Here is a 26,023-nt window from a genome sequence, read left to right as displayed (position 1 = left end):
AAAATAATAAGTAAACATTATTTTATTCATGTTGGTTTTATTATTGTGTATTGTTTGTTTAAAAAAGTGATGCTAAAGTATTGAAAAATTAGCAAACAATACAGTTGAATCTGAGTAATATGTAAGAGTATATTACCCAAATGTTTGTTAATATTTTCTTTGTTTTAGCTAAGAATAGTAGATTTGATGAAAAATTAAAAGAAAAAGTTGTTGTAATTTCTTAACGTTTGAAACGACAACCTGAATCAAAGGATAAACTTAATGAAGCTGAACAAAAAAACAATCTTAAACATTGCATTTGTTATAATAATTGGCCTATTATTATACCCACCAACTAAAATTTATTTTATTAGGTTAGTTTCGTTTTCTCCTTCAACTATTACTGAAGAAAAAAGAGAAATGTTAAACGACTACAATTGGAATCTTAAAGGCTTAAATACTTCGAATATAGATTTTAATGAAACTAAGAATAAAGTAGTTTTTGTAAATTTTTGGGCAACTTGGTGTCCACCTTGTATTGCCGAAATGCCAAGTATTCAAAAGTTATATGACGATTATAAAGACAAGGTTGAATTTGTATTTGTGAGTAACGAAGACTGGACGACTATTGAGGCTTTTTATAAAGACAAAGGGTATGATTTACCAACGTATAACATTTTATCAAAAGTACCAGATCAACTAGTAAGCAATTCAATTCCTGCGACGTTTATAATTGATAAAAACGGAACTATTGTCGTAGATAAAAAAGGACCTGCCGATTGGAATAGTGATAAATTTAGAATTTTGTTAGACGAATTACTACAATAGAATATTTACCTTTGTAGCATGAGTCAAGAACAACCAAACAATCCGCTTCACGGAATAAAACTAGCCACCATGTTAGAAGAATTATACTTGGAATATGGTTGGGAAGAAATGGGAGAGATGTTGAATATAAATGCCTTTAAAAAGAATCCAACCTATACCTCTAGTTTAAAATTTTTAAGAACAACACCTTGGGCGAGAGCTAAAGTAGAAAGGTTGTACTTAGAAATGATAAGTAATTAAATCAAACAACCCTTTAGAGTTTAGTATAAAATACCGTACAAGCTAAAGGTTAAATACACAAACTTAGTATTTATAGTCTACTCATTTTTGTGTAGTTTTGATGTTAGATGAAGAAACCCACTTTTTACATACTTCCTGTTTTATTTCTGCTAATTATTTCTTGTTCCAAAACAGTAAAGGAACAAGCCTTAACTATGAAAGATGTTTTTCCTACACAGAAAAATACAGACTCAACTTTTGTTTTTGATTTAGATACAATTATTAGTTTCAAAAACTATATAGAAAAATGCGAGTATTATGAGGAGATTACTCACAAGAAACAGTATGTAAGAACACAAAATAATGATATACCCCTAAATATTAATTTTTTTATAAAGTGTCATTTGCCAACTTTTTGTATTAAAGAAAAAAATATAATTGTATTGGAAGGCGACTTTAAAGAAGAAAAAACACTTTTTTTTCATGAAGATGAAAAAGTTCTTAGTGTTAAAAATTTTGAAGAGTATTTAAATAAACAGTTGTTAAATTGGGGAAAAGATTATGGATATTCTGATAGTCCAGATAGAAGTATAATACTATTTAGGTATCGCGATTTAACTAAAAAATCTAAAGAAAGAGTATATAAAGCATTGAATACTATATCAGTATCATATTTTAATTTTATTAATAGTTTTCAAAAGAAAAATATAGATTCTTTAAAGAGAGTATATCCTCTTCAAATATTATTGGAAAAAGACTTCAGATTGTTTGATAAGAAGGGTAATTTAATAGAGTTTCCGCCACCCCCACCACCAGCTCCATTAGAAATAGTAGAATAATGCCATATTTCATCGACGTCATATTACCCATTCCGTTGCAAAAAACGTTTACCTATACGGTAACCGAAGCAGAAGCTTCTTTTTTAAAAAAAGGAATGCGTGTAGCGGTTTCTTTCGGAAAAAGTAAGATATATACCGCATTGGTGTTTAACATTCACCAAAATGCACCCGAAGTATACGAAGCCAAAGACATTCATCAAATATTAGATGATACGCCTATTATAACGGAACAACAGTTAAAACATTGGCAGTGGATTTCGAGCTATTATATGTGTTCGTTAGGAGATGTGTATAGAGCAGCTTTACCATCCGCTTTTCTGTTAGAAAGTGAAACCATCATCTATAAAAATGAAAACTTTGAAGAGGAAGCAATACTAACCGATGAGGAGTTTTTAATTTTTGAAGCTTTACAACATCATTCACAGTTAACCATTCATCAAGTTGCTGATATTTTAGGAAAGAAAACCGTGCTTCCTATCATTAATGGATTAATAGAGAAGAGCGCAATTTACATTAAAGAAGAAATTTACGAAACATACAAACCTAAACTGGTTAAGTATGTTCGGTTACATAACAACTACAACTCAAATGAAGGCTTACAAACGCTTTTAGAGGAACTTTCAAGAGCGAAAAGGCAACGAGAAGCTGTATTGACGTATTTTCAATTAGCGGCGGCTAAAAAGCCAATAAAAGCAAAAGATTTAGAAGAACAGTCGGGAGCTTCTTCCGCAGTTTTAAAAGCCTTGGTAGAGAAAGATATTTTTGAATTTTATCATATTCAAACCGATCGAATTAACTATCAAGGAGAAACGAATCAGATAAAAGAATTGAATAAGTTTCAACAAGAAGCCTTCAATCAAATAAAAACTTCTTTTGAAACACAACAGGTAAGTTTATTACACGGGGTTACAGGCTCAGGTAAGACAGAAATTTATGTAAAACTAATTAAAGAAGTGATTGCTGAAGGAAAACAGGTATTGTTTTTACTACCAGAAATCGCCTTAACAACCCAAATCATTACCCGTTTACAAAATTATTTTGGAAACTTTATTTCGGTATTCCATTCAAAATACTCGATGAACGAACGGGTAGAGGTGTGGAATAACGTGTTAGAAAACAAACCGAAAGCGCAGGTTATTTTAGGAGCGCGTTCTTCGTTGTTTTTACCGTTTTCAAATTTAGGGTTGATTGTTGTGGATGAAGAGCACGAAACGTCGTACAAACAATTTGAACCGTCACCCCGTTACAATGCTCGTGATGCTTCGGTAGTATTAGGTCATTTACACCAAGCTAAAGTATTGTTAGGTTCTGCAACACCATCAATAGAGAGTTATTTTAATGCTGAGCAAAATAAATACGGATTTATAGAATTAACCCGTCGTTTTGGAAACATTCAATTGCCTAAAATTGAGCTGATAGATATTAAAGAAAAGCATCGAAAAAAGGAAATGAATGGTCATTTTTCGGATCGTTTACTAAAAATGATTACCGAAGCCTTAGACGAAAAAGAGCAGGTTATTTTATTTCAAAACCGACGTGGATTTTCGCCTGTGGTTGAGTGTACTACTTGTGGGGTGTCTCCTCAATGTCCGAATTGTGATGTGAGTTTAACCTATCATAAATTCCGTAAGGAGTTAAAATGTCATTATTGTCATTACCAACGCGCAATGCCGAATAGTTGTGGCGCTTGTGGAAGTGCTACCTTAGACACCAAAGGTTTTGGAACGGAGCAAATAGAACTCGAGTTAAAAGAGCTATTTCCGAATCATAACATTGGACGAATGGACTTGGATACCACGCGCGGTAAATATGGGTATCAAAAGATTATTGGGGCTTTTGAAGCGCAAGAAATTGATATTTTGGTAGGAACGCAAATGCTTTCTAAAGGATTAGATTTTGAAAACGTATCGTTGGTAGGAATCTTAAATGCAGATGCTATGCTCAACTTTCCTGATTTTAGAGCGCATGAACGTGCTTTTCAGTTGATGGTGCAAGTATCGGGTAGGGCAGGACGTACCAAAAAACAAGGAAATGTAGCGATACAAACCTACAATCCGTATCATCAAATTTTACAGCAGGTATCTACCAACAATTATACAGAAATGTATAAAGAGCAGTTGCAAGATCGTTGGCAGTTTCATTATCCGCCGTACTATCGTTTGATAAAAATTACCTTAAAACACAAAGATTACACACGTGTTGATAACGGTATTAACTGGTTAGCCAAAGCTTTACAGAATGTGTTTCATGAAAATGTATTAGGCCCCACAGCGCCTGCGGTTTCTCGTATCAGAAACCAGTATATTAAAAATTTGGTGATTAAAATTCCACCAAAGCAATCCTTAGGAAAAACCAAAGAACAACTACAAAAAATTAAAAATACCTTTGAAGCCGTCAAAGATTTTAGACCCATCCGTTTTATTGTGGATGTGGATGCTTATTAGAAGTTTCGCTAATATGTTTGTTTTAATTCAATACTTATCTATTAGATATTATTCGTTTTTATATTTTTTTTTACGATTTTTTATATACATAATTATTACAGGAGAAATAAGTAATAATGAAAAAACGAATGCTGATAAACTAATGTGAAATTGTTTTTTCAAAAGATTTTTATTTAATGCTTTTTCGTTGTTTAATGCATAGATTGTTTTTGCTTTTTTATTTACCCATAAGTAAATTGAGTCTCTTTGTATTTTTTCAAATTCAGTAAATCTTTGTTGGTTTTCAGATATAACCAATAGGTGGTTTTCTATATTTTGTAGTTTTAACTTATTTCCATTTGAATAGAATAAATTATAATAACCTTTGTCTCTAATATTATATCTGCCAAAATGGAAAGAATCTAATTTAACCTTAATTTTATGATATTCTTCAATGTTTTTATAAGATTTATAGTCTGATAAAGCTTTTTGATATCCCAAAGGAATAAAAAATAGGGAAATGAAAGCTAAAAAAACTAAACATAATTTTATTGATTCTTTCATATACAGTTTATATTTTGGCTAACTCGTTATGAGAATATGAGTCCATTTTAGTGATTTACATTAAATTTTAGAGAATAGTAGTAGAATTTAGGTTAAAAATCAAGTCAAGTTATTTTTTAAAACTCTCTAATATCCACAATATCCCCATTTTGTAGTTTGTTTTGGGTGTCTATGGTAAAAATGGTTTCAGCAACGTACTCAGGAGTGTACAACTGGTCGTTTTCTTTTAAATCGATAAAACGTTGTACGTTTTTAAAATCTTTTTCATTGGTACTTCTAATATCAGTTTGCATATTGGTATCTACCACACCAGGGTAAATCGCATTGCATTTTACGCCATTTTCAAGCTCGTTTTGTTCTGCAGCAATGGTTTTGGTCATCATATCAATCGCAGCTTTAGACGTACAGTAAATACTCCAACCTTCATACGGTTTTACGGCTGCTCCAGATGAGATACTAATTATTTGTTTTTTACAGGTTAACTGTTGTGTAGCTTTGATAAACAAACTCGATAAAATAAGTGGAGTAGTGGTGTTGAGTTGAATACTTTGAGCAATATCTTCCGAAGGAATATTTTCTAAGTTCGCTATGGTACCGAGTCTTCCTGCATTATTCACTAAGGTAATCGATGAAACCTCCAATTTCTGAATTTCATCTAATAACATTTTAAATGTGTTATGCGTGGCTTTGGTATCAGATAAATCCACAGAAAGCTGTACCACATTTTCCAAATCGACAATGCTTCTGGATAGTGAGTATACTCTGTAATTTTCTTGTGCGTATTTTTCGGCTAAGGCTTTACCGATTCCTTTACTTCCTCCGGTGATGATGATAATGTTCATAGAGTAAAAATAAGGAAATATTAGTAGTTGTACTCTAAATTGTGAGATTTCTCCCTTCGGTCGCAATGACGAGTAACGTCATAGCGAGGAGTAATAACGACGTGGCTATCTTTTAGTGGATACAAAGATTGCTTCGTTCTCACTCGCAATGACGGTTGGGTTGTTAGTTGTCATTTCGAAGGAGGTACAACTGCGAAATCTTATAGTTGATTGTTTGTGACTCCAAAGAGTACTTGGAACTTCATTGGCTGAGATTCCTCTCTCGCGTTCGGAATGACAGGGAACATCATAGCAGAGAGTAGTAACAATTAAAGGAATTGGTAGCGGATGTTACTATTCTTTTTATATTATGTAGATGTTGTCTTAACCTTCAGACAGTAGTGTCTAAAGTCATAGGATAGTACTGTCTGGTGCCAACGGACAACAGTGTCGTGTGTTATGGTACTTATAATGACGTTCGAGAGTTGTCATTTCGAACCAAGCGATAGCGAAGTGTGAGAAATCTTATAATCGAATATTTGTAACTCTAAATGTATCTGTGACTTTATTGGCTGAGATTTCTCCCTTCGGTCGCAATGACGAGTAACGTTATAGCGAGGAGTGATAACGACGTGGCTATCTTTTAGTGGATACAAAGATTGCTTCGTTCTCACTCGCAATGACGGTTGGGTTGTTAGTTGTCCTTTCGAAGGAGGTACAACTGAGAAGTCTTATAGTTGATTGTTTGTGACTCTAAAGAGTATTTGGGATTTTATTGGATGAGATTCCTCTCTCGCGTTCGGAATGACGAGTAACGTCATAGCGAGGAGTGATAACGACGTGGCTATCTTTTAGAGGATACAAAGATTGCTTCGTTCTCACTCGCAATGACGGTTGGGTTCTTAGTTGTCATTTCGAAGGAGGTACGACTGATAAATTTTATAATAGAGTGTTTGTGACTCTAAAGAGTACTTGGAACTTCATTGTGTGAGATTCCTCTCTTCGGTCGGAATGACAGGAAATATCATAGTAGGGAGGTCATTGAACCTAAACTTAACTCGAAACGAGCTAAAGTACTATTAAACTTGATATGTATAGTGGAAAAGCCTTTTCGTGCATAGTGGAAAAGATATTTAGTGCCTAATAGAAGTGGTATTTAGTGCCTACTAAAAATGTTTTTATTCCTAATTATGACTATTTGAAGAATTCTTTCGAATTTTTTCAATTATGACTATTTGAATAATTCTTTCGAATTCTCCCAATGCACATCCATTTCAGCGAGGGTCATGTCAGAAAGTTGCTTGCCTTCTTTTTTGGCAGCTTCTTCTAAAAACTGAAAGCGATTGATGAATTTTTTATTGGTTTTTTCCAGTGCATTTTCGGGGTTTACCCCAATAAAACGCGCGTAGTTAATCATGGAGAACAACACGTCTCCAAACTCTTTTTCTATTTTCTCTTGATTGTTGTTTTTAATTTCGTCGTTCAATTCAGAAAGCTCTTCTTGAACCTTTTCCCACACTTGATGTGGTTCTTCCCAATCAAAACCAACACCTGCAACTTTATCTTGAATACGATTGGCTTTTACTACTGCAGGTAAACTTTTAGGAACACCTTCTAAAACCGATTTATTACCTTCTTTTAGTTTGAGCTTTTCCCAGTTTTTCTTAACGTCTTCTTCGTTTTCAACAACTACATCACCATAAATATGTGGATGACGGTCGATAAGTTTGTCTGAGATGGCGTTGGCAACATCAGCAATATCGAAAGCTTGTTTTTCGCTACCTATTTTAGCATAAAAGACGATGTGCAAAAGCACATCGCCTAATTCTTTTTTTATTTCTTGTAAATCGTTGTCTAAAATAGCATCTGCTAATTCGTAAGTTTCTTCAATAGTTAAATGACGCAGACTTTGTAAGGTTTGTTTTTTATCCCATGGGCACTTCTCACGAAGATCGTCCATGATGTCTAACAATCGATTAAAGGCTGCTAACTGTTGCTTACGAGTATTCACGATTTAAGCTTCTTCTGTAGTTGTTTCTTCAGCTTCAGTTAACGTACTAAAATCAAATTCAGCTTTCGCTAAAATGTTGTACCACTGAATTACTTTTTTAATGTTTGAAGCGTATACACGTTCTTCATCAAACCCAGGTAAAACTTCTCCGAAGTACTCCGTTAATTTATTAGCACTTTCTTTGTGAGAAATTGCATCTTTACCATCTTCTTTATCAGCAATATTTTTAAATACTTGCGCTAAAGGCACTTCTTCTTCGTACGTATAAATAGCAATGTTTTCTAATAAGCTTACGTTATGAGTTGCAGTAATAGGAAAACGTTTACCGTCAACAATAGATTTTACGATAACTCCTGTTTTAGTTTGTGATAAAATCTCATACAAACCTGGCTTACCTGTTACAGCTATAATTTTGTTAAATTCCATGTCTTAATGTTTTTAGTGTATAACTATTATCTCTTAGCATTAGGAAAACGCATGCGATATCCAGCGTTTACTTTCCCCTTAGAAATATTGTCTAATTTCTTTTTAATTAATCGTTTCTTTAGTGAAGAAAGTTTGTCGGTAAACAAAACTCCTTCAATATGATCGTATTCATGTTGAAAAACACGTGCAGGTAATCCGCTTAACGTTTCTGTGTGTTTTTCAAAATTTTCATCTTGGTATTCAATAGTAACTTTTTCTTGGCGAAAAACATCTTCATTAACAGTAGGTATACTTAAACATCCTTCGTTAAAAGCCCATTCCTCACCTTCTTCTTTAATGATTTTAGCATTGATAAATACGCGATTAAAGTTTTTGAAAACTTCTTTTTCCTCTTCACTTAAATCGTCATCTTCTGCAAAAGGAGAGGCATCAATAACAAACAAACGGATGTCTTTTCCTATTTGAGGAGCTGCTAAACCAAGTCCGTTAGCATTGTACATAGTTTCTCTCATATCGGCAATTAATTTGTCTAACTGCGGATAGTCTTTATCGATTTCTTTTCCTACTTTACGTAAAACGGGATCTCCGTATGCTACAATGGGTAAAATCATTTACTTTTTAATTTTTAGGAACGCAAAAATACAAAGAATGCTTTGGGTAGAAAATTATTTGTTATATAAATACGATTGTAAGATGATTGTCGCACTTATTTCGTCTACCAAAGCTTTGTTTTGACGTTGTTTTTTCTTCAAACCGCTATCAATCATAGTTTGAAAAGCCATTTTAGAGGTAAAACGCTCGTCTACACGTTTTATAGGTATAGAAGGAATAGCTTTTTCAAGTTTTTCGAGAAAAGGAAGAATAAGAACTTCACTTTCACTATCAGAATTATCCATTTGCTTTGGTTTTCCTACTAAAAAAAGTTCAACATTTTCTTTTTGAGTATACTCTTTTAAAAATGTGATAAGTTCAGAGGTGTTTACAGTTGTTAAACCCGAAGCAATAATTTGAAGCTCATCGGTTACCGCAATTCCTGTTCTTTTTTTTCCAAAATCTATGGCTACTATTCTGCCCATTCTATAAGTTTTTGCAAAGGTAGCTAAATTAAACAAGGAAGAAATATCTGTTTAAAAAATGTATCTTCGCAGTATATTATGGAAAGCAATTTTATTTTTGCTGAAAATATTTTAGAAAAATGACAGAATTACAATCAATTATAGAAAAAGCGTGGGATAACCGCGAGTTATTACAAGAAGAAACTACGATTAATGCTATTAGAAAAGTAGTAGATTTATTAGATGCAGGAGATTTACGCGTTGCGGAACCAACGGACAATGGATGGCAGGTAAATGAATGGGTAAAGAAAGCAGTAGTATTATACTTCCCAATTCAAAAAATGGAAACGTTTGAGGCAGGTATTTTTGAGTATCACGATAAAATTCCATTAAAAAGAGGTTATGAAGCAAAAGGAATTCGTGTAGTACCAAATGCTGTAGCTCGTCACGGAGCCTATATTTCAGCAGGAACTATTTTAATGCCTAGTTATGTGAATATAGGAGCGTATGTTGATGAAGGTACGATGGTCGATACTTGGGCGACTGTAGGTTCTTGTGCACAAATTGGTAAAAACGTACACTTATCTGGTGGAGTAGGAATTGGAGGGGTTTTAGAGCCTTTACAAGCAGCACCAGTAATTATTGAAGATGGAGCTTTTATCGGTTCTCGTTGTATTGTTGTTGAGGGGGTTAGAGTAGAGAAGGAGGCTGTTTTAGGTGCGAATGTAGTATTAACAATGAGTACTAAAATTATTGATGTAACAGGTGATGAGCCAGTTGAAATGAAAGGAGTAGTACCTGCACGTTCTGTAGTAATTCCTGGAAGTTACACGAAGAAGTTTGCTGCCGGTGAATATCAAGTTCCTTGTGCTTTAATCATTGGTAAACGTAAAGAGAGTACAAACAAGAAAACTTCGTTAAATGATGCTCTTAGAGAGTATGATGTAGCGGTTTAAGAACGTATAAATAGTATAAAAAAGGGAAGATTTTAAATTTTCCCTTTTTTATTGTTTTCATATAATTTTCTAAGTTTTGCATATTTCATATAAGAAAAAAAGGCTTGCATCATAGAAAATGTAATTCCGTCTAATCCATGAAAAATACCTTTCTTAAGAATATAACAACGTAAAAAAGACCACAGTCCATGCCCTATAGGGGTAAAGAAGTTTACTTTTTTGTTTTGTTCAAAATATTCTTCCGATTGCCAAGTAGTATATAAGTTATATTTTCCTATAATTTGATGAAAATCCTTCCAACCATAGTGTAATAAATGAAGTTTGGTTGTTTTTAAATTGGTGGCTTGTATGCTTTGATGAACTTTGGTGGTTGCAGGTTTAGCGGTTTGCTTGTTAAAAAACCTACAAGTATACGATGGATACCATCCTGCAAAATCAATAGGTTGATCTTTTAAAAAGTTTTTACGTCTAAAATTATAAGCATCGTAAGGTTCATTTAAATACTCTCCACTCTTAATAAATTCAAAACTATCTTTATCTAGGCGTTCATCAGCATCTAAGTTTAGAATCCAATCATTCTTACAAAATTGAAGCCCATGTACTCTTTGAGGACCATCTCCTAAGAATTTTTGTAAATAAACTTTAGCTCCCATAGATTCTGCTATTTCAACAGTCTTGTCAGAACTAAAAGAATCAATTATAATTACTTCGTCACATACGCTATTTAAAGATATAATACAATCTTTAATGTTTGCTTCTTCATTAAAAGTAATTACGAGACCACTTATATTCATGTGTAAATATTATTGTAGATTTGTGTGGTCAAAAATACAATTATTAAATGATTCCAAAAATTATACATTTCTGTTGGTACGGTAAAGGTGAGTATAATGAAACAATAAAAAAATGTATTGCTTCTTGGGAGGAAAAACTACCTGATTATACCATAAAGAAGTGGGATGAAACCAATACACCTTTTGATAAGTTACCTTTTTTAAAACTATTGTATAAACAAAAAAAATGGTCGTTTATTACGGATTATGTTCGGTTGTATTCTATATATAAAGAAGGAGGGATTTATGTAGACACAGATATAGAAATGGTTACTACTTTTGACCATTTATTAAATGAAAAAGCGTTTGTTGGTTTTCAAGGAACAATAGAGTCTGAAAAGTATCCATTAAATTCTGCCGTTATTGGAGGAGAAAAAGGCAATGGTTTCATTTTAGATTGTATTAAAGCAACAGAAGAAAAACAACGCTTATATTTTAATGCAATGGGCGGTCCACCAATAGTATCGAAAGTATTGTTGAATTATGGATTGAAAGAGTATAAAAAGCAGCATTTAAATGACGTTTTATTGCTGCCAACGGAGTATTTTTTCCCTTTTGCTTGGAATGAAAAGTTTACACAAGAATGTATTAAACCAGAAACAGTATGTATTCACTGGTGGGAAGATTCTTGGGGAAATAAACAAAAAGGCTTTTCATATTTAGTTGATAGCCTTAAAAGAAAAGCAGTTAAATTACCCTTATTAATTAAGAATAGAATTAAATTCTTAATCAATAAGAATAATTTTTATCATATTAATTCTTTGTAAAATCAGTACAACGATCAATTAGGTGCTGAGTGTATTGTAGATGATTTGTAGGGTTAGGAATTGGATTTTCCCAATTTATTTCATCAAGTTTAATTAAGTTTAAGTTTTTTAACGAACTTAAATCAAGCTCAGAGTCTAGATTAACCATGTTAAAGTGCTGTACAATTCCATCCAATCTTGACAAGTCAGAAGAATTATTTAACCCTCCCATGATAAAAATAACAGGAGTTCCCATTGCTAAACAAGGCAGCGCACAGTGAATTCTAGAGGTTATTACCAGCTTTGCTGAGGCAAATGTTTTTAACAAGCGCTCCGCTTCTTTAAACCTATCTTCAGAAGTAGTTCCTTTTTCTTTATAAAATGCAGTTTCAAACTTAGCATTGTTAACTATTTCTTCAGGAAATATAGATTTTAAATACTCTTTATGATCTTGAAGCTTAGGTAATTTAAACTTAATTAAATCACGGTAATAGTGTCTAGGAATTCTCTCATAATAAGATTTTTTATCTAAGTTAAAAAGGACATCGAAAAATACAATATCATCTGTTTTAGGAGCCTCAATCTTAGGAAGAGTCGTAGTTAAACAAGAAGAATAATACGAGTCAACACCATATTTTTTTAAAATATTTACAGTATAAAAGTCTCTACATCCAATAGGTTCATACTGTTTTAAATAAGTGATGTTTTCTTGTCTACTTAATAAAGTATCTGCTATATGTGCATTTAAATGAAAAGAAACAAATAAGGGATCAATATTAGGAGATATAGGCCAATTTTTGGTTTTATACATAAACCAGCCATTCATAATTAATTTACAAGGTTCAATATTTTTATCGTTCAAATATTCTCTATTCAGAAGTAAGTCAATATTCGAAAAGTATTGCTTGGCAGCGATACTTTGAACATAATCTCCAATATTAAAATAACCTCCTGTGGCTTTATAATCTAAAAGTGCATTTTTACTCATAAAGCAAAAATATCTTTTTTTATTGATGTAGTGTAATAGTTTAAAGTATAAATTTGTATGATGATTATAGAAATAAAGAACCACTTACTTAATGGAAAAACGATTCTTTATCCAACTGATACAGTTTGGGGATTGGGTTGTGATGCAACTAACCAAGAAGCTGTTAAGAAAATCTATCAATTAAAAAATAGAGAAGAATCGAAGAGTCTAATTATTTTGGTAGACTCTATTGAAATGTTGCAAAACCATGTAGGTAATATTCCTGAAAAAGCTTTGGAAATTTTAAAGACATCAGTAAAACCTACTACTATTATTTACAATAACCCAAAAGGATTAGCAGCTAACACCATTGCCGTAGACAATACAGTTGCTATTCGTATTCCAAAGGATGAGTTCTGTATTCAGCTAATTAAAGAGTTTGGAAAACCTATTGTTTCTACTTCTGCAAATGTAAGTGGAGAGCCTACGCCAAAATCATTTTCAGAAATAAGCGAAGCAATTTTAAAGAATGTAGATTATGTGGTAGATTTGCATCAAGAGAAAGTAGCAGAGAAGTCTTCAACTATTTTAAAAATTGAAGGTGACGATGTTATTGTGATTAGAGAATAGTTTGTATGCAAAAACAATATTTTAAGGAAGCAATTTCTGCAGAAATATTTCAATATATATCCCAAGCCGCTAAAGAATTACAACTAGAGAGTTATGTAATCGGTGGCTTTGTACGTGACTTTATCTTACAACGTGGTACAGCCAAAGATGTTGATGTGGTTGCAGTTGGAAGTGGAATAGATTTAGCACAAAAAGTAGCTGAATTACTACCCAATAAGCCAAAAGTCCAGGTATTTAAGACTTACGGAACAGCTATGTTGCGTTTTCAAGATATTGAAATAGAATTTGTTGGGGCTAGAAAAGAATCATATTCGGAAGAAAGTAGAAACCCTAAAGTTTCTGAAGGAACCTTAGAAGACGATCAAAATAGGAGAGATTTTACAATTAATGCTTTAGCATTAAGTTTAAATGAAGATGATTTCGGATTGTTACTTGATCCTTTCGGAGGAATGGCTGATCTGGAAGCTAAAATAATTAGAACTCCCTTAGATCCAGATATTACCTATTCTGACGATCCGCTACGAATGATGCGTGCCATTCGTTTTGCTACCCAATTAAATTTTGAAATAGAAGAACAATCATTAAATGCAATAACAAAAAATGCTTCGAGAATTGAAATTATTACTCGTGAGCGCATTGTGGTTGAACTGAATAAAATTTTGGAAGCTCCGGTGCCATCAACTGGATTCTTGTTACTTGAAAAAACAGGCTTATTAGATCGAATTATTCCTGAATTAACTGCTTTAAAAGGGGTAGAAGAGGTAGAGGGACAAAAGCACAAAGATAATTTTTACCATACCTTAGAAGTGGTTGATAATATTGCTGAGAATACGGAGGATGTTTGGCTTCGTTGGGCAGCATTGTTGCACGACATAGGTAAAGCGCCAACGAAACGTTATCACAAAAAAATAGGTTGGACGTTCCATTCTCATGAATTTGTGGGATCGAAGATGGTATATAAGTTATTTAAACGTTTAAAAATGCCATTGAACAATAAGATGAAATTTGTTCAAAAAATGGTGATGTTGAGCTCTCGTCCGATTGTTTTAGCGAGTGAAGTGACAGACTCTGCTGTACGTCGTTTAATTTTCGATGCAGGAGATGATGTAGAGTCTTTAATGACATTATGCGAAGCAGATATTACAACGAAAAACCCAAAGAAGTTTAAGCGTTATCACAAGAATTTTGAGATTGTTCGTCAAAAAATTAAAGAAGTAGAAGAACGTGATAGAGTGCGTAATTTTCAACCTCCAATTACAGGAGAAGAAATAATGGAAGCTTTCAATTTGCAGCCTTGTAGAGAAATAGGTCAGATAAAAGAAGCGATTAAAGAAGCCATTTTAGATGGCAAAATACCTAATGAACACGAGGCTTCTTACCAGTTTATGTTGGAAAAAGGAGTACAGTTAGGATTAAAAACAAATCAATAATAAAAAAAAGAGAAGCAATTTTGCTTCTCTTTTTTTTATTATCCTAACGATTGCATGGATACGAGTTTGAAATATTCTCCATTTCTATCGAGTAATTCTTCGTGTTTTCCTTGCTCTACTATTTTTCCTTTTCTAAGAACAACGATATTGTCAGCCTTTTGAATGGTTGATAGTCTATGAGCAATAACTAAAGAGGTACGGTGTTCCATCATTTTATCCAAGGCTTGTTGAACTAACTGTTCGCTTTCAGTATCTAAAGCAGAGGTGGCTTCATCTAAAATCATAATTGGAGGGTTTTTTAATACAGCTCTAGCAATACTTAAACGTTGTTTTTGTCCACCAGAAAGCATGTTTCCTCCATCACCAATATTAGTATCATACTTGCTCGGTAAATTTTTTATAAACTCATGAGCATTCGCTACGTTTGAAGCTTTAATCACTTCCTCTTCAGTAGTGTTTTCTTTGCCTAAAAGAATATTATTTTTAACGGAGTCATTAAAAAGGATTGAGTCTTGTGTTACCATTCCCATTAAATCACGTAGAGATTCTTTTTTTATATTTTTTATGTTAATTCCGTCAATAAGAATTTCTCCAGAATCAACGTCGTAAAAGCGAGTGATTAAATTAGCTAATGTCGATTTTCCACTTCCTGATTGGCCAACAAGTGCAACGGTTTTTCCCTTAGGAATTTTCAAGGAGAAGTTTTGTAAAACGTAATCATCTTGATATTTAAAAGAAATATTTTTAAACTCTATTTCAGTATCAAAAGATGTTTTATCAATAGCATTAACTGTATCCTCAATAGGGTTTTTGGTTTCTAAAATCTCAAAAATTCTATCAGCAGAAGCACTTCCTTGCTGAATTCCATACATAGCTGTTGAAATAGCTTTAGCAGGGTTTAGAATTAAATAAAATAAACCTATATAACCAAAAAATTCTTGAGGCTGTAAAGTGCTATTGTTTGCAAGAACAAGTTTTCCTCCAAACCAAAGAATAGCAACAATAGTTACTGTACCTAGAAATTCACTTAAAGGTGAAGCTATCATTTGTCGGTGTTTCAGGCTTGTCATTAAGCCAAAAAGATTATTAATAGATTTTCCTACTTTAGAATTAATAGCTCTTTCAGCAGTAAAACTTTTTATTATTTTTAATCCTCCTAAGGCTTCGTCAACAATGGATAAAAAATACCCGTTTTCCTTCTGAAAATTAGAAGATGATGCTTTTAGTTTTTTACTAGCTGTAGAAATAATAAAACCAGAAATTGGTAATAGTAGAAATACAAAAAGTGTAAGCTTAACACTAATAGCAAACATGGAAATTAAAGTAAAAACAATAGTTAATGGCTCTCTAACAATAGTTTCAAAAGAAGAAAGATAGGTAAATTGTATTGTGTGAACATCTGATGTAATTCTTGCTATAGCATCTCCTTTTCTTTTTTCTGAAAAAAATGAAATTGGTAGTGAAATATACTTAGCAAACATAGAAGATTGAATATCTTTTATCGTATTTGTTTGTAAAAAAACCAACGTATAAGAAGCAAGATATCTAAAAAGGTTTTTAAAGAAAAACAAGAATAAAGTTGTTAAACTAACAAAAAGCAATGCCTTTTCTGAACCGCCACTCTCAATCATTTGAGATATTTTATAATTAAGGCTACCTTGCACATAATCATATATAGAGGTTATTCCACTATAACTAGGTTGGCTTGTTACGATTTCTTCTTTACCAAATAAAATTCCTAAAACAGGAATAAAAGCTAATACTGATAGGACATTAAATATAGCATATAGTACATTAAAAAATATGTTTAAAAAAGCATATTTTTTATACGGTTTGGCAAAGTTTACTATTTTTTTAAAACTACTCACTAGAAATTTAGTTGTTTAATAATTCGTTGTATTTTGGTGTTTAGCTCTTCTTCTACTGCCTTAGCATTGGAAATATCATTTAATTTACTGTTAACGCTAAAGTAGAATTTAATCTTTGGTTCAGTACCACTTGGGCGAGCGGCAATTTTTGTTCCGTCTTGGGTTTGATAGATTAATACATTTGATTTAGGAATATCAATTACAGTTTCTTCACCAGTTAGTAAGTTTTTTCTTATTGAAGATTGATAATCATACAAATATTCAACTTTAGTACCATCTATTTCAATTAATGGATTGTTGCGTAAATCAATCATCATTTGTTTGATTTGTTGCGCACCATCCATTCCCTTTTTTACTAAAGAAATCAAATGTTCTTTGTATAAATGATGACGTGTGTATAAGTTTAATAATTCTTTATAAAAAGAACTATTATTAGCTTTTGCATTAGCTGCAATTTCACAAGCAAGTAGGGCAGAGGTAACTGCATCTTTATCGCGAACAAAGTCACCTACCATATAGCCAAAACTCTCTTCGCCACCACCAATAAAATTAAGATCTGGGTGATCTTTGATCATTTTAGCAATCCATTTGAAACCTGTTAAACCAACTTTAGTTTCAACTCCATAAGAATCGGCGATTTCATTGACCAAATTAGTAGAAACTATCGTAGAACCTACGAATTGCTTTCCGTTTAGTTTTCCTCGTTTTTTCCAATCGTTGATTAAGAAATCGGTCATCATACTCATGGTTTGATTTCCGTTTAACAAGGTCATGTTTCCATCTATATCTCTTACTGCTATTCCAATTCTATCTGAATCTGGATCAGTTCCTAAAACAATATCGGCGTCAATTTTATTAGCCAAATCTACGGCCATTTTAAGAGCTGCTGGTTCTTCAGGATTTGGAGATTCAACCGTAGAAAAATCACCATCAGGAATGGCTTGTTCTTCAACAATATGAACCTGTGTATATCCCGCACGTTTTAAAACTTCAGGAATTAATTTGATTGAAGTTCCGTGTAATGAAGTAAATACAATTTTTAAATCTTCACGTCCTTTTATATCAAAAGTACCATTGGCTAAGGAAGCTTTCCAAAAAGCTTCATCTATTTCACTTCCTATAGAAGTAATTAATTCTTCTTTCGTATTGAAATTGATTTCAGAAAAAGCTAACGAATTTACTTCATTAATGATTTCTGTATCTTGTGGAGGTACTATTTGTCCGCCATCATTCCAATATACTTTATATCCGTTATATTCTGGTGGGTTATGAGAAGCTGTTAAAACAATTCCAGCATCACACCCTAAGTAATTTACAGCGAAAGACAATTCTGGAGTTGGACGCATATCTTCAAATAAAAATACTTGAATGTTATTTGCTGATAATACATCGGTAACCACCTTTGCTAACCATTCACTATCATGACGGCAATCATAACCGATAGCTACTTTTAACGCTTTATTAGGGTATGTTTTATGTAAGTAATTACTTAACCCTTGGGTAGCCTTTCCTAAGGTATATTTATTAATTCGGTTAGTACCTGCACCTACAACTCCACGCATTCCACCCGTTCCGAATTCTAGGTTTTTATAAAAACGATCAACTAAATCCTCAGCACTAGAGCTGATTAATTGCTGAATTTCTTGTTGTGTTTCTGAATCGAAAGTGTCAGAAAGCCATTGTTTAGCGTTGTTTAAAATCTCTTTCATGTGTAAAATTTAAAAACATACAAAGATACGGGTTTAAAAGTTCAGTTTTTCTTTGATTGTATAATGTTTTTGTTGCGGATTACTCTTAATAATCAGCTCACCTAAAAAGCCTGCTAAAAATAAAAGTGTACCTAAAACCATAGAGGTTAAGGCAATGTAAAACCAAGGGTTACTGGTAACAAGTATTGTTTTGGTACCTGTAGAGAGATGGTAAATTTTCATCGCTCCAATATAAAAGGCTGAAAGGAAACCAAAGATGAACATTAACGTTCCCCACAAGCCAAAAAAGTGCATAGGACGTTTTCCAAATTTAGATAAAAATGAAATGGTAATTAAGTCTAAAAATCCATTTACAAAGCGATCCATACCAAATTTTGTCTCTCCATATTTTCTAGCTTGATGCTGTACTATCTTTTCATCAATACGGTTGAATCCTTCATTTTTAGCTAGCACAGGAATGTATCTGTGCATTTCACCACTTACTTTTACAGCTTTCACTACTTCATTTTTATAAGCTTTTAGTCCGCAGTTAAAATCATGTAATTTTAACCCTGATGTTTTACGTGCTGCCCAATTGAATAGCTTAGATGGAATATTTTTAGTGACTACATTGTCATAGCGTTTTCTCTTCCATCCAGAAATTAAATCAAAATTATCTTCAGTGATTAAACGGTATAGTTCAGGAATTTCATCCGGACTGTCTTGTAAATCGGCATCCATGGTAATTACAACGCGCCCTTGTACTAAGCCAAAACCAGCGTCTAAGGCTTGGGATTTTCCATAATTTTTCTGGAATCGTAAGCCTTTTACTTCTTGGTGTTGTTGCGATAACTCATGTATTATTTTCCATGAATTATCAGTACTACCATCGTCAATAAAGATAAGTTCATATAAAAATTGATTGGATTGCATAACTTTTGCAATCCAATCATATAATTCTGGTAAAGATTCTTCTTCGTTAAGAAGTGGTATTACTACCGATATATCCATATATTTTATTCGATGTTAAAAAAAAGGTAAAGTTACGAAGTATTACTTTTATGTAAAACTTTTACTACTTTAAACTATTTTAATATTGATTTTCTTCTGTTTTTTTCATGATAGCTCCTCCGATGGCAGAAATAATAAATCCAAAAAAAGCTGAAATAACTAAAGCTAAAGGTGCTGTGATTACAGGGCTATTAAACTTTTCAGCCATGGCTTCAGAGGCTTCTACTTGTTCGTCTGTCATACCAGCATCTATCCAACCTTGTTTTTGGATTTCCATCATTTGTGCTTGAAAGTCAGGTTCTATAATATTGGTGAATATTAATGTATAGATAGTTGAAATTACAGCACTAATTACTGCTATACCAACACCAACTTTTAAAGCTTGACCAAAAGTTAAAAAACCATTGTTATCAGTTTTAAACTTTTTGATGCCTAAAATGATAAGAGCAATCATTGCTAAAAAACTGATTATTCCATTTAACCATCCAAATTTAATTAAGGTTCCAGTAGCATAAAATACTAAATGAATAAAAACTCCGATAATTCCTAAATATAAACCATAGTTTAAAATAATGTTTTTGCTGTTTGTTTGATTTTCCATTGTGTGAATTTAGTTAGTGATACAAATATATTCTTTTTTAATATTACGTTTATTTAATACTGGTAAAAGCAAAAAATAAAAACAACAAACTATTAGTATTCAAAAACTTAGAAATGTTACAGTTTTTTTATTGAAATTTTGTTGTTTTTTACGAAAAAATGGTTGTAAATTTGCATCGGCAAGTCCTACACAACCAGCTCCCTTTGAATCCCCCAGGGCGGGAACGCAGCAAGGGTATTAGGTCGTAGCGGTGTGATGTAGGTAGCTTGCCTTTTTTTGTATCCAATAGTTTCGTTTATTCCTCCTCTTCTTCGTTTTTCATTTTCTTATCACTTCTAGGGTGATGATCTTCTACTACTTTTTTGAGAAAACTAGTGTCTAAATGCACATAAATCTCTGTAGTTGTAATGCTTTCATGTCCTAATAATTGTTGAATAACACGTAAATCAGCTCCATTCTTAAGTAAATAGGTGGCAAAAGAATGCCTTAATGTATGTGGACCAATACTTTTTTGAAGATTGATTTTTTGGGCTAACTCTTTTAGAATTATAAAAATCATTTGTCTAGTTAAACGTTTTCCTCTTCTATTTAAGAAAACAGTGTCTTCATCTTCTTTTTTTGGAGTAATTTGAGACCTGATTTCATTAATATAAAAGCTAAGTCTATGAATTGTTGTAATGTGAATTGGAACAAAACGATATTTATTTCCTTTTCCTAGTATGCGTATATATCCTTCGTCGAAGAATAAATCGGATAATTGTAAATTAATCAATTCACTCACACGAAGACCACAACTATAAATAGTTTCAATAATAGTCTTGTTGCGTTCTCCTTGTGGATGACTTAAATCGATAGCAGCTATTAATTTATCTATATCTTCTTTTTCTAAAGTATCAGGTAATTTTTTAATAATGTTAGGGCTTTCTACTAAATCAGTAGGGTTGTCTTCTCGATAATCTTCAAATATCAAAAAATCAAAAAAGCTACGTAAACCTGAAATTAATCTAGCTTGACTACGAGCATTGATACTTTTGCTAGTTTCATAGATGAATTGCTGAATAGTTTCTGCAGTTATATGAATTGGAGAAGGGGAGTTTTCTAGATTATCAACAAATAAAAAAAGCTTATTTACATCTCTTTTATAACTATCTATAGAGTTTTTTGAAAGCCCTCTTTCGATTTTTAAAAAGTTAGTATAATCAGATATAGCTTGTTTCCAGTTCATTATAAAAAGAGGTTTTTTTTTTTAGAAAAAGACATTGTTAAAAATAAAAATAAAATTATTTTTGCAGCACAAACTTAAAATTATAAATTTAAAAATTATGAAAAAATTATTAGTAGTAATTGCTATGGTAGCTGCTAGTTTTACAGCTAATGCACAAGAAGCTAATGGACAAACAGCAAAAGGGAAGTGGTTAGTAGAAGGTAACACAGGATTTGGAGCTGCTCATGAAGCTGCTACAGGATTCCAATTATCTAATAGAGATACACCATCTGGATCAACTACAACTTGGGGAATTGGAGCTGAAGCAGGTTATTTCATTATGGATGATTTAGCAATTAAATTAGGATTAGGGTACAATGATAGAGGTAATGACGATGCTTTTTCTTACAAAATCGGAGCAAAATATTACATTTCTAGTATGATTCCAGTACAAATTGATTATTCAGGAGCTTCTTATGATACTTATGATGCATCATATTTAGGATTTCAAGCAGGTTATGCTATTTTCTTAGGAGATATGGTAAGTATAGAACCAGGTTTAAGATATAACTTAGGTTTAGGTGATACAGAAGATATTAACACATTCCAATTTAATGTAGGGTTTGCTTTACATTTCTAAATAAAACTTATAGAATATATTAATGAAAAGGGGGTAATTGTACTCCCTTTTTTTATGCTAAAAGAATATTTTTTTTAGTTAACTTTTTTGTTTTTAGTGCTTTAAGTAAGAGGGGCTATTTTAGCCTCTTTTTTATTAAAAAAAAGAGCAACTAGATTCTTAATTAAATGTATATTTGCCGGCTCAAAACAAAACTTATAAAACAAAAATTATGAAAAAATTTTTAGTAGTTGCTATGATGGCTTTCGGTTTAGCTGTTAATGCACAAGAAACAGAATTAAACGTTGGTGGTACTATCGGTTTACCTGTAGGTGACTCTGAAAATGCTAACGTTACTGGAGCAATTGAAGCTAATTATCTATTTAAAGTTGATGAGAAATTTAAGGTAGGTCCATCTGTGTCTTATTTACATTTTCAACAAGAAGGAGCTGATTATGCTTTTTTACCAGTAGCTGCTGCAGCTCGTTATAGCTTTGCTGATAAATTTTCAGTAGGAGCTGATTTAGGGTATGGTATTGGTGTAAGACCTTCAGGAAATACGGAAAGTGGTTTTTACTACAGACCAATGGTAGGTTACCAAGTAACTGAAAAAATTAATTTACATGTAGATTACACTGGTGTTTCTTTAGATGGAGGTACTGCTTCTACTGTAGGTATTGGAGGAACTTATTCTTTCTCTTTATAGTAATAAACTTTACAATAAGAAAAAAGGAAGCAAATTTGCTTCCTTTTTTTATGCTTAAAAGTTAAAAAGAGTATTTTTACTTTAGAAAATATTAAGAATGAAAAAAGTAATCATAATTAATGGGCCTAATTTGAATTTATTAGGGAAGCGTGAACCAACTATTTATGGAGCAAGCACTTTTGAGGACTATTTGAAAGAATTAAAAAATAAATATGTAGATATTCAGTTAGAATATTTTCAGTCGAATATTGAAGGAGAAATAATAGATAAACTGCATGAAGTTGGTTTTGATTATAATGGTATTATTCTAAATGCAGCAGCTTATACCCATACTTCTGTTGGTATTGGCGACGCTGTAAAAGGTATAGAAACTCCTGTGGTTGAAGTACATATATCTAATATACATGCTCGTGAAGAGTTTCGTCATGTAAGTTATATAGCTCCAAATGCAAAAGGAGTTATTTTTGGTTTTGGCTTGAAAGGGTATGAATTAGCGCTTCAAAGTTTTTTGTAAATACCAATAACGTATTCCTAAAAATACAAATAAAGGAATCATAGGGTAGGTATATAACTGTACTTTAGTTAACCATACAAATGGTATAATTATTAAAAAAAATAATAGAACTAGACAGTATTTATAAACCCAAATAGGAGGTTCTTTTTTTAACAAGAAAAAAGCTATGATAAGATTTGGAGCAAACGCCCATAAAAAGTTAAAGTTATTTGGAGCTGTGGAGTGATTGGTAAAGAACCATAAGAACACAATTAACAATCCTAAAGTTCCTGTGGTGAAAAATAAAACAAAATCAAGCCATTTACTTCTTTTAGAGTTTTTAATGTCTTTATAAGTAATAAATAATCCCAGTAGAGAGAATAATAAAATAATTAAAAACGGACTAAGAGCATCACTTTTTGATTCTTTCTCTTTAAAATCGAGCAAAATATTAGTTTTTTGTACTAAGTTTTCTTCTTTTTCACCTTTAATTACCCTAGATGCTTTTAAAGCTTCAAAAACATAATCGGGCAGATATAAATATTCTAAAGATGTTGCAATTTTATCTAATTTACTTCCCAGTGCAATATTAATTCCTAAACTACCCCAAGTGTTCGGATTGATTTCTTTGTTCATTAATTGTCTTAGAGATTGTTTTTTAGTAACAAAATCATCATTAATAACTAAGTTATTCCCTGTAACTTTTTGAATTATATCACGCGGTCTTGTAGCACAGTTATCGAAAAAAGGATCGTAAAAATAGCTTGCATTTTCAGGTAGAACATTTGTTTCTAATAAATGAAAGAACTCATTTCTTTGTTGCTGTGTTAAATTTAAAATTTGCTCTTTAACCCAACGATTGTCTTGTTGAGCACTTTTTAAAGATAAATGAAACGGATAACGAGCTAATTTATACTTCATATAACCTTTAGTAAAGTTTACATAAAAGTTAGGGTCGTCAAAATCAAAAATACCATAGTTGTAGAGTAAATCTAACTGTAAAACAGGATCTTTTACACGAATAGCTGTGTGTCCAAATTTCTCGTATAAAGCTTCTCCAGGACCAGAAGTAATGATACTGATTTGAGAAAACTTAGATAAACCTAAAGTATTAACTCTTTGAGAAAAACCTAGATTAATAACTACTAAACAAAGTAAAAGAAATACATGTTTTTTTATCATCATAAGGACCTGAGAGGGTTATTGTTGGTGTTTATACAAATATCATAAATCTGATTAATATAACTGGGATTTTTTAGGTTATTGTTTAAGGTTTAATTCCAAGAGTTTCATGAATAAATTTTGAAATCCGTTGTTCTAACCACCTGTTTTCTGTATTAGAAAAAGAAGATATAAAACCAACATGACCTCCATAATTTGGAGTGGATAAATAAAAGTTTTTCATGTTTTTAGCTTCTTTTATTGGATAACATTCTTTTGATAAAAAACTATCATCTAAAGCATTTATGAGTAATGTAGGTACTTTTATTTCTGGTATGAAAGGTTTTGCGCTTGCTTTTTCCCAATAATCCTCTGAACTTTTAAATCCAAAAACAGGAACTGTATATTGTTTTTCTAAATGTCTAAATTTATTTGCTTTGAATAAAAGTTCTTTGTCTAGTAGAAAATCAGGAAACTTTTCGGCTTTTTGTAACAGTTTCAACTTCATGGTACGTAAAAACTCATTTAGGTAAATTTTGTTTTTTAGTTTGTTTAATTCGGCTTGAGATGATGTTAAATCCACAGGGACAGATACAGCTATTCCTCCTTTTATTTCGGAAGGAATATTGTTATACTCTCCTAAAAACTTCAGTGTTAGGTTACCTCCTAAGCTAAAACCAATAATTATAATATTTTCGTAATTATAATTGCTGTTTAAATGTTTAATAATAAACTCAACATCATCAGTTTTTCCACTATGGTAAGTTTCTAAAAGTAAATTATCTTCTCCGCTGCAACCTCTTAAGTTCATGCAAACTGTATCGAAACCAATATTGTTTAAATGATTAGATGTTCTGATCATATAGTTTGATTGAGAACTTCCTTCTAGTCCGTGAATTAATAACACAAGTGATTTAGATTCTACTATGGAAAAATCTAAATCAATAAAATCAGCATCCCAGGTTGTGACTCTTTTTCGGTTATATTCAATAGTGTCTTTCATGAATAAAGGTCGGTAAACAGTGTTGAAATGAGCACTTTTAAAAGGTAAACTAGGAGAAAATGTATCTGAAATGATTGGCATAATACTATTTTATAGCTTTTTAAACAAAGATGACAAAAAATAGCTAAAATGTAAAAACCATTGAATGATTTCTTATTTTAGCTGTAAATTATGAATACTATGAATATTAAAAAATATATCCCTAATTTATTAACTTTAGGAAACCTGTTATGTGGTACTATTGCTACTATTTTTGCTATAAAAGGTGATTTTTTTGCTACAGCAATTTTAGTTATGCTAGGGATACTTTTTGATTTTTTTGATGGATTTGCTGCTCGTATGTTAAAGGTACAGGGTGAATTAGGAAAGCAGTTAGATAGTTTAGCAGATATGGTAACGAGTGGGGTAGTACCGGGAATTGTAATGATGCAAATGTTGGTGAATGCTTTAGACATAGATGCTGTTGGATATTTTGGAGTTGATGAATACGGAGCAACAGGTAGTAACTTACCATATTTAGGATTATTGTTAACACTGGGAGCTGGATATCGTTTAGCGAAGTTTAATATTGATGAGCGTCAATCTGATAGTTTTATAGGTGTGCCGACACCAGCAATGAGTTTATTTGTGATTTCATTGCCATTAATAGCTCAATTTGATAAAGAATCGTTTTTAATAGGTTTTATTGAAAATCAATATTTTTTGATGTTAATTACAATATTATTTACGTATCTAATGAATGCTGAAATTCCTTTATTTTCTCTGAAATTTAAGAACTTTTATTTTAAAGATAATGTGATTAAGTATGTGTTTTTAGCTTTGTCAGTTATATTAATTGTAACGCTAAAAATAGTAGCAATTCCAATGATTATTCTTTCTTATGTAATACTATCTATAGTAAATAATTCAGACAAAAAGCTTTCTTTAAAATAGAATTAGTTA

Annotated in this window: 27 protein-coding genes and 1 other RNA gene; 13 read left to right on the top strand and 15 right to left on the bottom strand. The window is 31.9% G+C overall.

Annotated features, from left to right (window positions below; translation table 11 throughout):
• Window positions 1–261: 261 nt before the first annotated feature.
• The 4 genes from ACXIHB_RS02955 to priA all read left to right on the top strand — a co-directional run bounded on the left by ACXIHB_RS02955 (window position 262) and on the right by priA (window position 4,309).
• Entirely contained in the window at window positions 262–807 is a 546-nt protein-coding gene (locus ACXIHB_RS02955) for a TlpA family protein disulfide reductase (protein ID WP_073183919.1), read from the top strand.
• Between the two features lie 18 nt (window positions 808–825).
• A complete protein-coding gene (locus ACXIHB_RS02950) occupies window positions 826–1,047 on the top strand; it encodes a VF530 family protein (protein ID WP_173360259.1) in 222 nt (73 codons plus the stop codon).
• 107 nt (window positions 1,048–1,154) lie between these two features.
• A complete protein-coding gene (locus tag ACXIHB_RS02945; protein ID WP_437824730.1) occupies window positions 1,155–1,865 on the top strand; it encodes a hypothetical protein in 711 nt (236 codons plus the stop codon).
• On the top strand, window positions 1,865–4,309 hold the full coding sequence (priA, locus tag ACXIHB_RS02940; RefSeq protein ID WP_462098852.1) for a replication restart helicase PriA: 2,445 nt from the start codon (window positions 1,865–1,867) through the stop codon (window positions 4,307–4,309). The genes ACXIHB_RS02945 and priA overlap by 1 nt, the downstream gene beginning before the upstream one ends.
• Window positions 4,310–4,357: 48 nt before the next feature.
• On the opposite strand, the gene ACXIHB_RS02935 is transcribed toward priA, so the two are convergent.
• From ACXIHB_RS02935 to ruvX, 6 genes are all read right to left on the bottom strand, one after another.
• Complete coding sequence (locus ACXIHB_RS02935; protein ID WP_281979241.1) at window positions 4,358–4,852, bottom strand: hypothetical protein; 495 nt, start codon at window positions 4,850–4,852, stop codon at window positions 4,358–4,360.
• Window positions 4,853–4,968: 116 nt separating this feature from the next.
• Window positions 4,969–5,694: a (S)-benzoin forming benzil reductase gene (locus tag ACXIHB_RS02930; protein ID WP_462098851.1), complete on the bottom strand. Its 726-nt coding sequence runs from the start codon at window positions 5,692–5,694 to the stop codon at window positions 4,969–4,971.
• A 1,210-nt stretch (window positions 5,695–6,904) separates the two neighbouring features.
• Entirely contained in the window at window positions 6,905–7,684 is a 780-nt protein-coding gene (gene mazG / locus ACXIHB_RS02925; RefSeq protein ID WP_047788729.1) for a nucleoside triphosphate pyrophosphohydrolase, read from the bottom strand.
• A 3-nt stretch (window positions 7,685–7,687) separates the two neighbouring features.
• Window positions 7,688–8,110, bottom strand: coding sequence for a DUF5606 family protein (locus tag ACXIHB_RS02920; RefSeq protein ID WP_047788730.1), 423 nt, complete (start codon window positions 8,108–8,110; stop codon window positions 7,688–7,690).
• A 26-nt stretch (window positions 8,111–8,136) separates the two neighbouring features.
• Window positions 8,137–8,721 (bottom strand): peptide deformylase, encoded by a 585-nt coding sequence (gene def / locus ACXIHB_RS02915; protein ID WP_073183938.1) that lies wholly within the window; start codon window positions 8,719–8,721, stop codon window positions 8,137–8,139.
• Between the two features lie 54 nt (window positions 8,722–8,775).
• Window positions 8,776–9,186, bottom strand: a complete 411-nt coding sequence (gene ruvX / locus ACXIHB_RS02910) for a Holliday junction resolvase RuvX (protein WP_462098850.1) — start codon at window positions 9,184–9,186, stop codon at window positions 8,776–8,778.
• A 119-nt stretch (window positions 9,187–9,305) separates the two neighbouring features.
• Between ruvX and ACXIHB_RS02905 the strand changes: the two genes are divergently transcribed.
• Complete coding sequence (locus ACXIHB_RS02905) at window positions 9,306–10,121, top strand: 2,3,4,5-tetrahydropyridine-2,6-dicarboxylate N-succinyltransferase (RefSeq protein ID WP_349264769.1); 816 nt, start codon at window positions 9,306–9,308, stop codon at window positions 10,119–10,121.
• Window positions 10,122–10,153: 32 nt separating this feature from the next.
• Here ACXIHB_RS02905 and ACXIHB_RS02900 read toward each other — a convergent pair whose 3' ends face one another.
• Window positions 10,154–10,915: a glycosyltransferase family 2 protein gene (locus ACXIHB_RS02900; protein WP_462098849.1), complete on the bottom strand. Its 762-nt coding sequence runs from the start codon at window positions 10,913–10,915 to the stop codon at window positions 10,154–10,156.
• Between the two features lie 47 nt (window positions 10,916–10,962).
• Here ACXIHB_RS02900 and ACXIHB_RS02895 point away from each other — a divergent pair, with 47 nt between their 5' ends.
• Entirely contained in the window at window positions 10,963–11,721 is a 759-nt protein-coding gene (locus ACXIHB_RS02895) for a glycosyltransferase family 32 protein (protein ID WP_462098848.1), read from the top strand.
• Here the strand turns inward: ACXIHB_RS02895 and ACXIHB_RS02890 are convergent.
• The gene (locus ACXIHB_RS02890) at window positions 11,708–12,688 is read right to left on the bottom strand and encodes a polysaccharide pyruvyl transferase family protein (RefSeq protein WP_159614996.1); all 981 of its coding nucleotides are present in this window, start codon (window positions 12,686–12,688) and stop codon (window positions 11,708–11,710) included. The two genes, ACXIHB_RS02895 and ACXIHB_RS02890, sit on opposite strands and share 14 nt — an antisense overlap.
• A 57-nt stretch (window positions 12,689–12,745) precedes the next feature.
• Here ACXIHB_RS02890 and ACXIHB_RS02885 point away from each other — a divergent pair, with 57 nt between their 5' ends.
• Both ACXIHB_RS02885 and ACXIHB_RS02880 read left to right on the top strand, forming a co-directional pair.
• Window positions 12,746–13,297, top strand: coding sequence for an L-threonylcarbamoyladenylate synthase (locus ACXIHB_RS02885; protein ID WP_462098847.1), 552 nt, complete (start codon window positions 12,746–12,748; stop codon window positions 13,295–13,297).
• A 5-nt stretch (window positions 13,298–13,302) separates the two neighbouring features.
• Window positions 13,303–14,727 carry a CCA tRNA nucleotidyltransferase gene (locus ACXIHB_RS02880; RefSeq protein WP_462098846.1) on the top strand — a complete coding sequence of 475 codons (1,425 nt, stop codon included), beginning with the start codon at window positions 13,303–13,305 and terminating at the stop codon, window positions 14,725–14,727.
• Window positions 14,728–14,765: 38 nt separating this feature from the next.
• Here ACXIHB_RS02880 and ACXIHB_RS02875 read toward each other — a convergent pair whose 3' ends face one another.
• The 4 genes from ACXIHB_RS02875 to ACXIHB_RS02860 all read right to left on the bottom strand — a co-directional run bounded on the left by ACXIHB_RS02875 (window position 14,766) and on the right by ACXIHB_RS02860 (window position 19,895).
• Window positions 14,766–16,595, bottom strand: a complete 1,830-nt coding sequence (locus ACXIHB_RS02875) for an ABC transporter ATP-binding protein (RefSeq protein WP_462098845.1) — start codon at window positions 16,593–16,595, stop codon at window positions 14,766–14,768.
• Entirely contained in the window at window positions 16,595–18,304 is a 1,710-nt protein-coding gene (locus ACXIHB_RS02870; protein ID WP_462098844.1) for a phospho-sugar mutase, read from the bottom strand. Before ACXIHB_RS02870 ends, ACXIHB_RS02875 begins: the two co-directional genes overlap by 1 nt.
• Before the next feature lie 33 nt (window positions 18,305–18,337).
• The gene (locus tag ACXIHB_RS02865) at window positions 18,338–19,294 is read right to left on the bottom strand and encodes a glycosyltransferase family 2 protein (protein WP_462098843.1); all 957 of its coding nucleotides are present in this window, start codon (window positions 19,292–19,294) and stop codon (window positions 18,338–18,340) included.
• A gap of 79 nt (window positions 19,295–19,373) precedes the next feature.
• Window positions 19,374–19,895, bottom strand: coding sequence for a DUF4199 domain-containing protein (locus ACXIHB_RS02860; RefSeq protein WP_159491031.1), 522 nt, complete (start codon window positions 19,893–19,895; stop codon window positions 19,374–19,376).
• A 176-nt stretch (window positions 19,896–20,071) separates the two neighbouring features.
• Here ACXIHB_RS02860 and ffs point away from each other — a divergent pair.
• Window positions 20,072–20,170: signal recognition particle sRNA small type (gene ffs, locus ACXIHB_RS02855), an RNA gene on the top strand.
• Window positions 20,171–20,190: 20 nt separating this feature from the next.
• Here ffs and ACXIHB_RS02850 read toward each other — a convergent pair.
• A complete protein-coding gene (locus ACXIHB_RS02850; RefSeq protein ID WP_462098842.1) occupies window positions 20,191–21,120 on the bottom strand; it encodes a site-specific tyrosine recombinase in 930 nt (309 codons plus the stop codon).
• A gap of 97 nt (window positions 21,121–21,217) precedes the next feature.
• Here ACXIHB_RS02850 and ACXIHB_RS02845 point away from each other — a divergent pair, with 97 nt between their 5' ends.
• From ACXIHB_RS02845 to aroQ, 3 genes are all read left to right on the top strand, one after another.
• Window positions 21,218–21,739, top strand: a complete 522-nt coding sequence (locus ACXIHB_RS02845; RefSeq protein ID WP_462098841.1) for a hypothetical protein — start codon at window positions 21,218–21,220, stop codon at window positions 21,737–21,739.
• Window positions 21,740–21,950: 211 nt separating this feature from the next.
• A complete protein-coding gene (locus ACXIHB_RS02840; RefSeq protein ID WP_159614986.1) occupies window positions 21,951–22,424 on the top strand; it encodes an outer membrane beta-barrel protein in 474 nt (157 codons plus the stop codon).
• Window positions 22,425–22,521: 97 nt separating this feature from the next.
• Window positions 22,522–22,938 (top strand): type II 3-dehydroquinate dehydratase, encoded by a 417-nt coding sequence (gene aroQ, locus ACXIHB_RS02835; protein WP_349264776.1) that lies wholly within the window; start codon window positions 22,522–22,524, stop codon window positions 22,936–22,938.
• On the opposite strand, the gene ACXIHB_RS02830 is transcribed toward aroQ, so the two are convergent.
• Entirely contained in the window at window positions 22,915–24,102 is a 1,188-nt protein-coding gene (locus ACXIHB_RS02830) for a lipoprotein N-acyltransferase Lnb domain-containing protein (RefSeq protein WP_462098840.1), read from the bottom strand. The genes aroQ and ACXIHB_RS02830 overlap by 24 nt on opposite strands.
• Window positions 24,103–24,184: 82 nt before the next feature.
• Window positions 24,185–25,162, bottom strand: a complete 978-nt coding sequence (locus ACXIHB_RS02825; RefSeq protein ID WP_173360247.1) for a YheT family hydrolase — start codon at window positions 25,160–25,162, stop codon at window positions 24,185–24,187.
• A gap of 105 nt (window positions 25,163–25,267) precedes the next feature.
• Here ACXIHB_RS02825 and ACXIHB_RS02820 point away from each other — a divergent pair, with 105 nt between their 5' ends.
• A complete protein-coding gene (locus tag ACXIHB_RS02820; protein ID WP_159614989.1) occupies window positions 25,268–26,014 on the top strand; it encodes a CDP-alcohol phosphatidyltransferase family protein in 747 nt (248 codons plus the stop codon).
• The last annotated feature ends 9 nt before the right edge of the window (window positions 26,015–26,023 follow it).

This window comes from Tenacibaculum sp. IMCC1 (assembly GCF_054906355.1).
Note: the sequence above shows the minus strand (reverse complement) of the source record. Positions and strands in the feature narration are given on the sequence as shown.

Coding starts and splice junctions, on each gene's coding strand:
- ACXIHB_RS02955 (WP_073183919.1), top strand. CDS start 262: ATGAAGCTGAACAAAAAAACAATCTTAAACATTGCATTTGTTATAATA.
- ACXIHB_RS02950 (WP_173360259.1), top strand. CDS start 826: ATGAGTCAAGAACAACCAAACAATCCGCTTCACGGAATAAAACTAGCC.
- ACXIHB_RS02945 (WP_437824730.1), top strand. CDS start 1,155: ATGAAGAAACCCACTTTTTACATACTTCCTGTTTTATTTCTGCTAATT.
- priA (WP_462098852.1), top strand. CDS start 1,865: ATGCCATATTTCATCGACGTCATATTACCCATTCCGTTGCAAAAAACG.
- ACXIHB_RS02935 (WP_281979241.1), bottom strand. CDS start 4,852: ATGAAAGAATCAATAAAATTATGTTTAGTTTTTTTAGCTTTCATTTCC.
- ACXIHB_RS02930 (WP_462098851.1), bottom strand. CDS start 5,694: ATGAACATTATCATCATCACCGGAGGAAGTAAAGGAATCGGTAAAGCC.
- ACXIHB_RS02920 (WP_047788730.1), bottom strand. CDS start 8,110: ATGGAATTTAACAAAATTATAGCTGTAACAGGTAAGCCAGGTTTGTAT.
- def (WP_073183938.1), bottom strand. CDS start 8,721: ATGATTTTACCCATTGTAGCATACGGAGATCCCGTTTTACGTAAAGTA.
- ruvX (WP_462098850.1), bottom strand. CDS start 9,186: ATGGGCAGAATAGTAGCCATAGATTTTGGAAAAAAAAGAACAGGAATT.
- ACXIHB_RS02905 (WP_349264769.1), top strand. CDS start 9,306: ATGACAGAATTACAATCAATTATAGAAAAAGCGTGGGATAACCGCGAG.
- ACXIHB_RS02900 (WP_462098849.1), bottom strand. CDS start 10,915: ATGAATATAAGTGGTCTCGTAATTACTTTTAATGAAGAAGCAAACATT.
- ACXIHB_RS02895 (WP_462098848.1), top strand. CDS start 10,963: ATGATTCCAAAAATTATACATTTCTGTTGGTACGGTAAAGGTGAGTAT.
- ACXIHB_RS02890 (WP_159614996.1), bottom strand. CDS start 12,688: ATGAGTAAAAATGCACTTTTAGATTATAAAGCCACAGGAGGTTATTTT.
- ACXIHB_RS02885 (WP_462098847.1), top strand. CDS start 12,746: ATGATGATTATAGAAATAAAGAACCACTTACTTAATGGAAAAACGATT.
- ACXIHB_RS02880 (WP_462098846.1), top strand. CDS start 13,303: ATGCAAAAACAATATTTTAAGGAAGCAATTTCTGCAGAAATATTTCAA.
- ACXIHB_RS02870 (WP_462098844.1), bottom strand. CDS start 18,304: ATGAAAGAGATTTTAAACAACGCTAAACAATGGCTTTCTGACACTTTC.
- ACXIHB_RS02865 (WP_462098843.1), bottom strand. CDS start 19,294: ATGGATATATCGGTAGTAATACCACTTCTTAACGAAGAAGAATCTTTA.
- ACXIHB_RS02860 (WP_159491031.1), bottom strand. CDS start 19,895: ATGGAAAATCAAACAAACAGCAAAAACATTATTTTAAACTATGGTTTA.
- ACXIHB_RS02850 (WP_462098842.1), bottom strand. CDS start 21,120: ATGAACTGGAAACAAGCTATATCTGATTATACTAACTTTTTAAAAATC.
- ACXIHB_RS02845 (WP_462098841.1), top strand. CDS start 21,218: ATGAAAAAATTATTAGTAGTAATTGCTATGGTAGCTGCTAGTTTTACA.
- ACXIHB_RS02840 (WP_159614986.1), top strand. CDS start 21,951: ATGAAAAAATTTTTAGTAGTTGCTATGATGGCTTTCGGTTTAGCTGTT.
- aroQ (WP_349264776.1), top strand. CDS start 22,522: ATGAAAAAAGTAATCATAATTAATGGGCCTAATTTGAATTTATTAGGG.
- ACXIHB_RS02830 (WP_462098840.1), bottom strand. CDS start 24,102: ATGATGATAAAAAAACATGTATTTCTTTTACTTTGTTTAGTAGTTATT.
- ACXIHB_RS02825 (WP_173360247.1), bottom strand. CDS start 25,162: ATGCCAATCATTTCAGATACATTTTCTCCTAGTTTACCTTTTAAAAGT.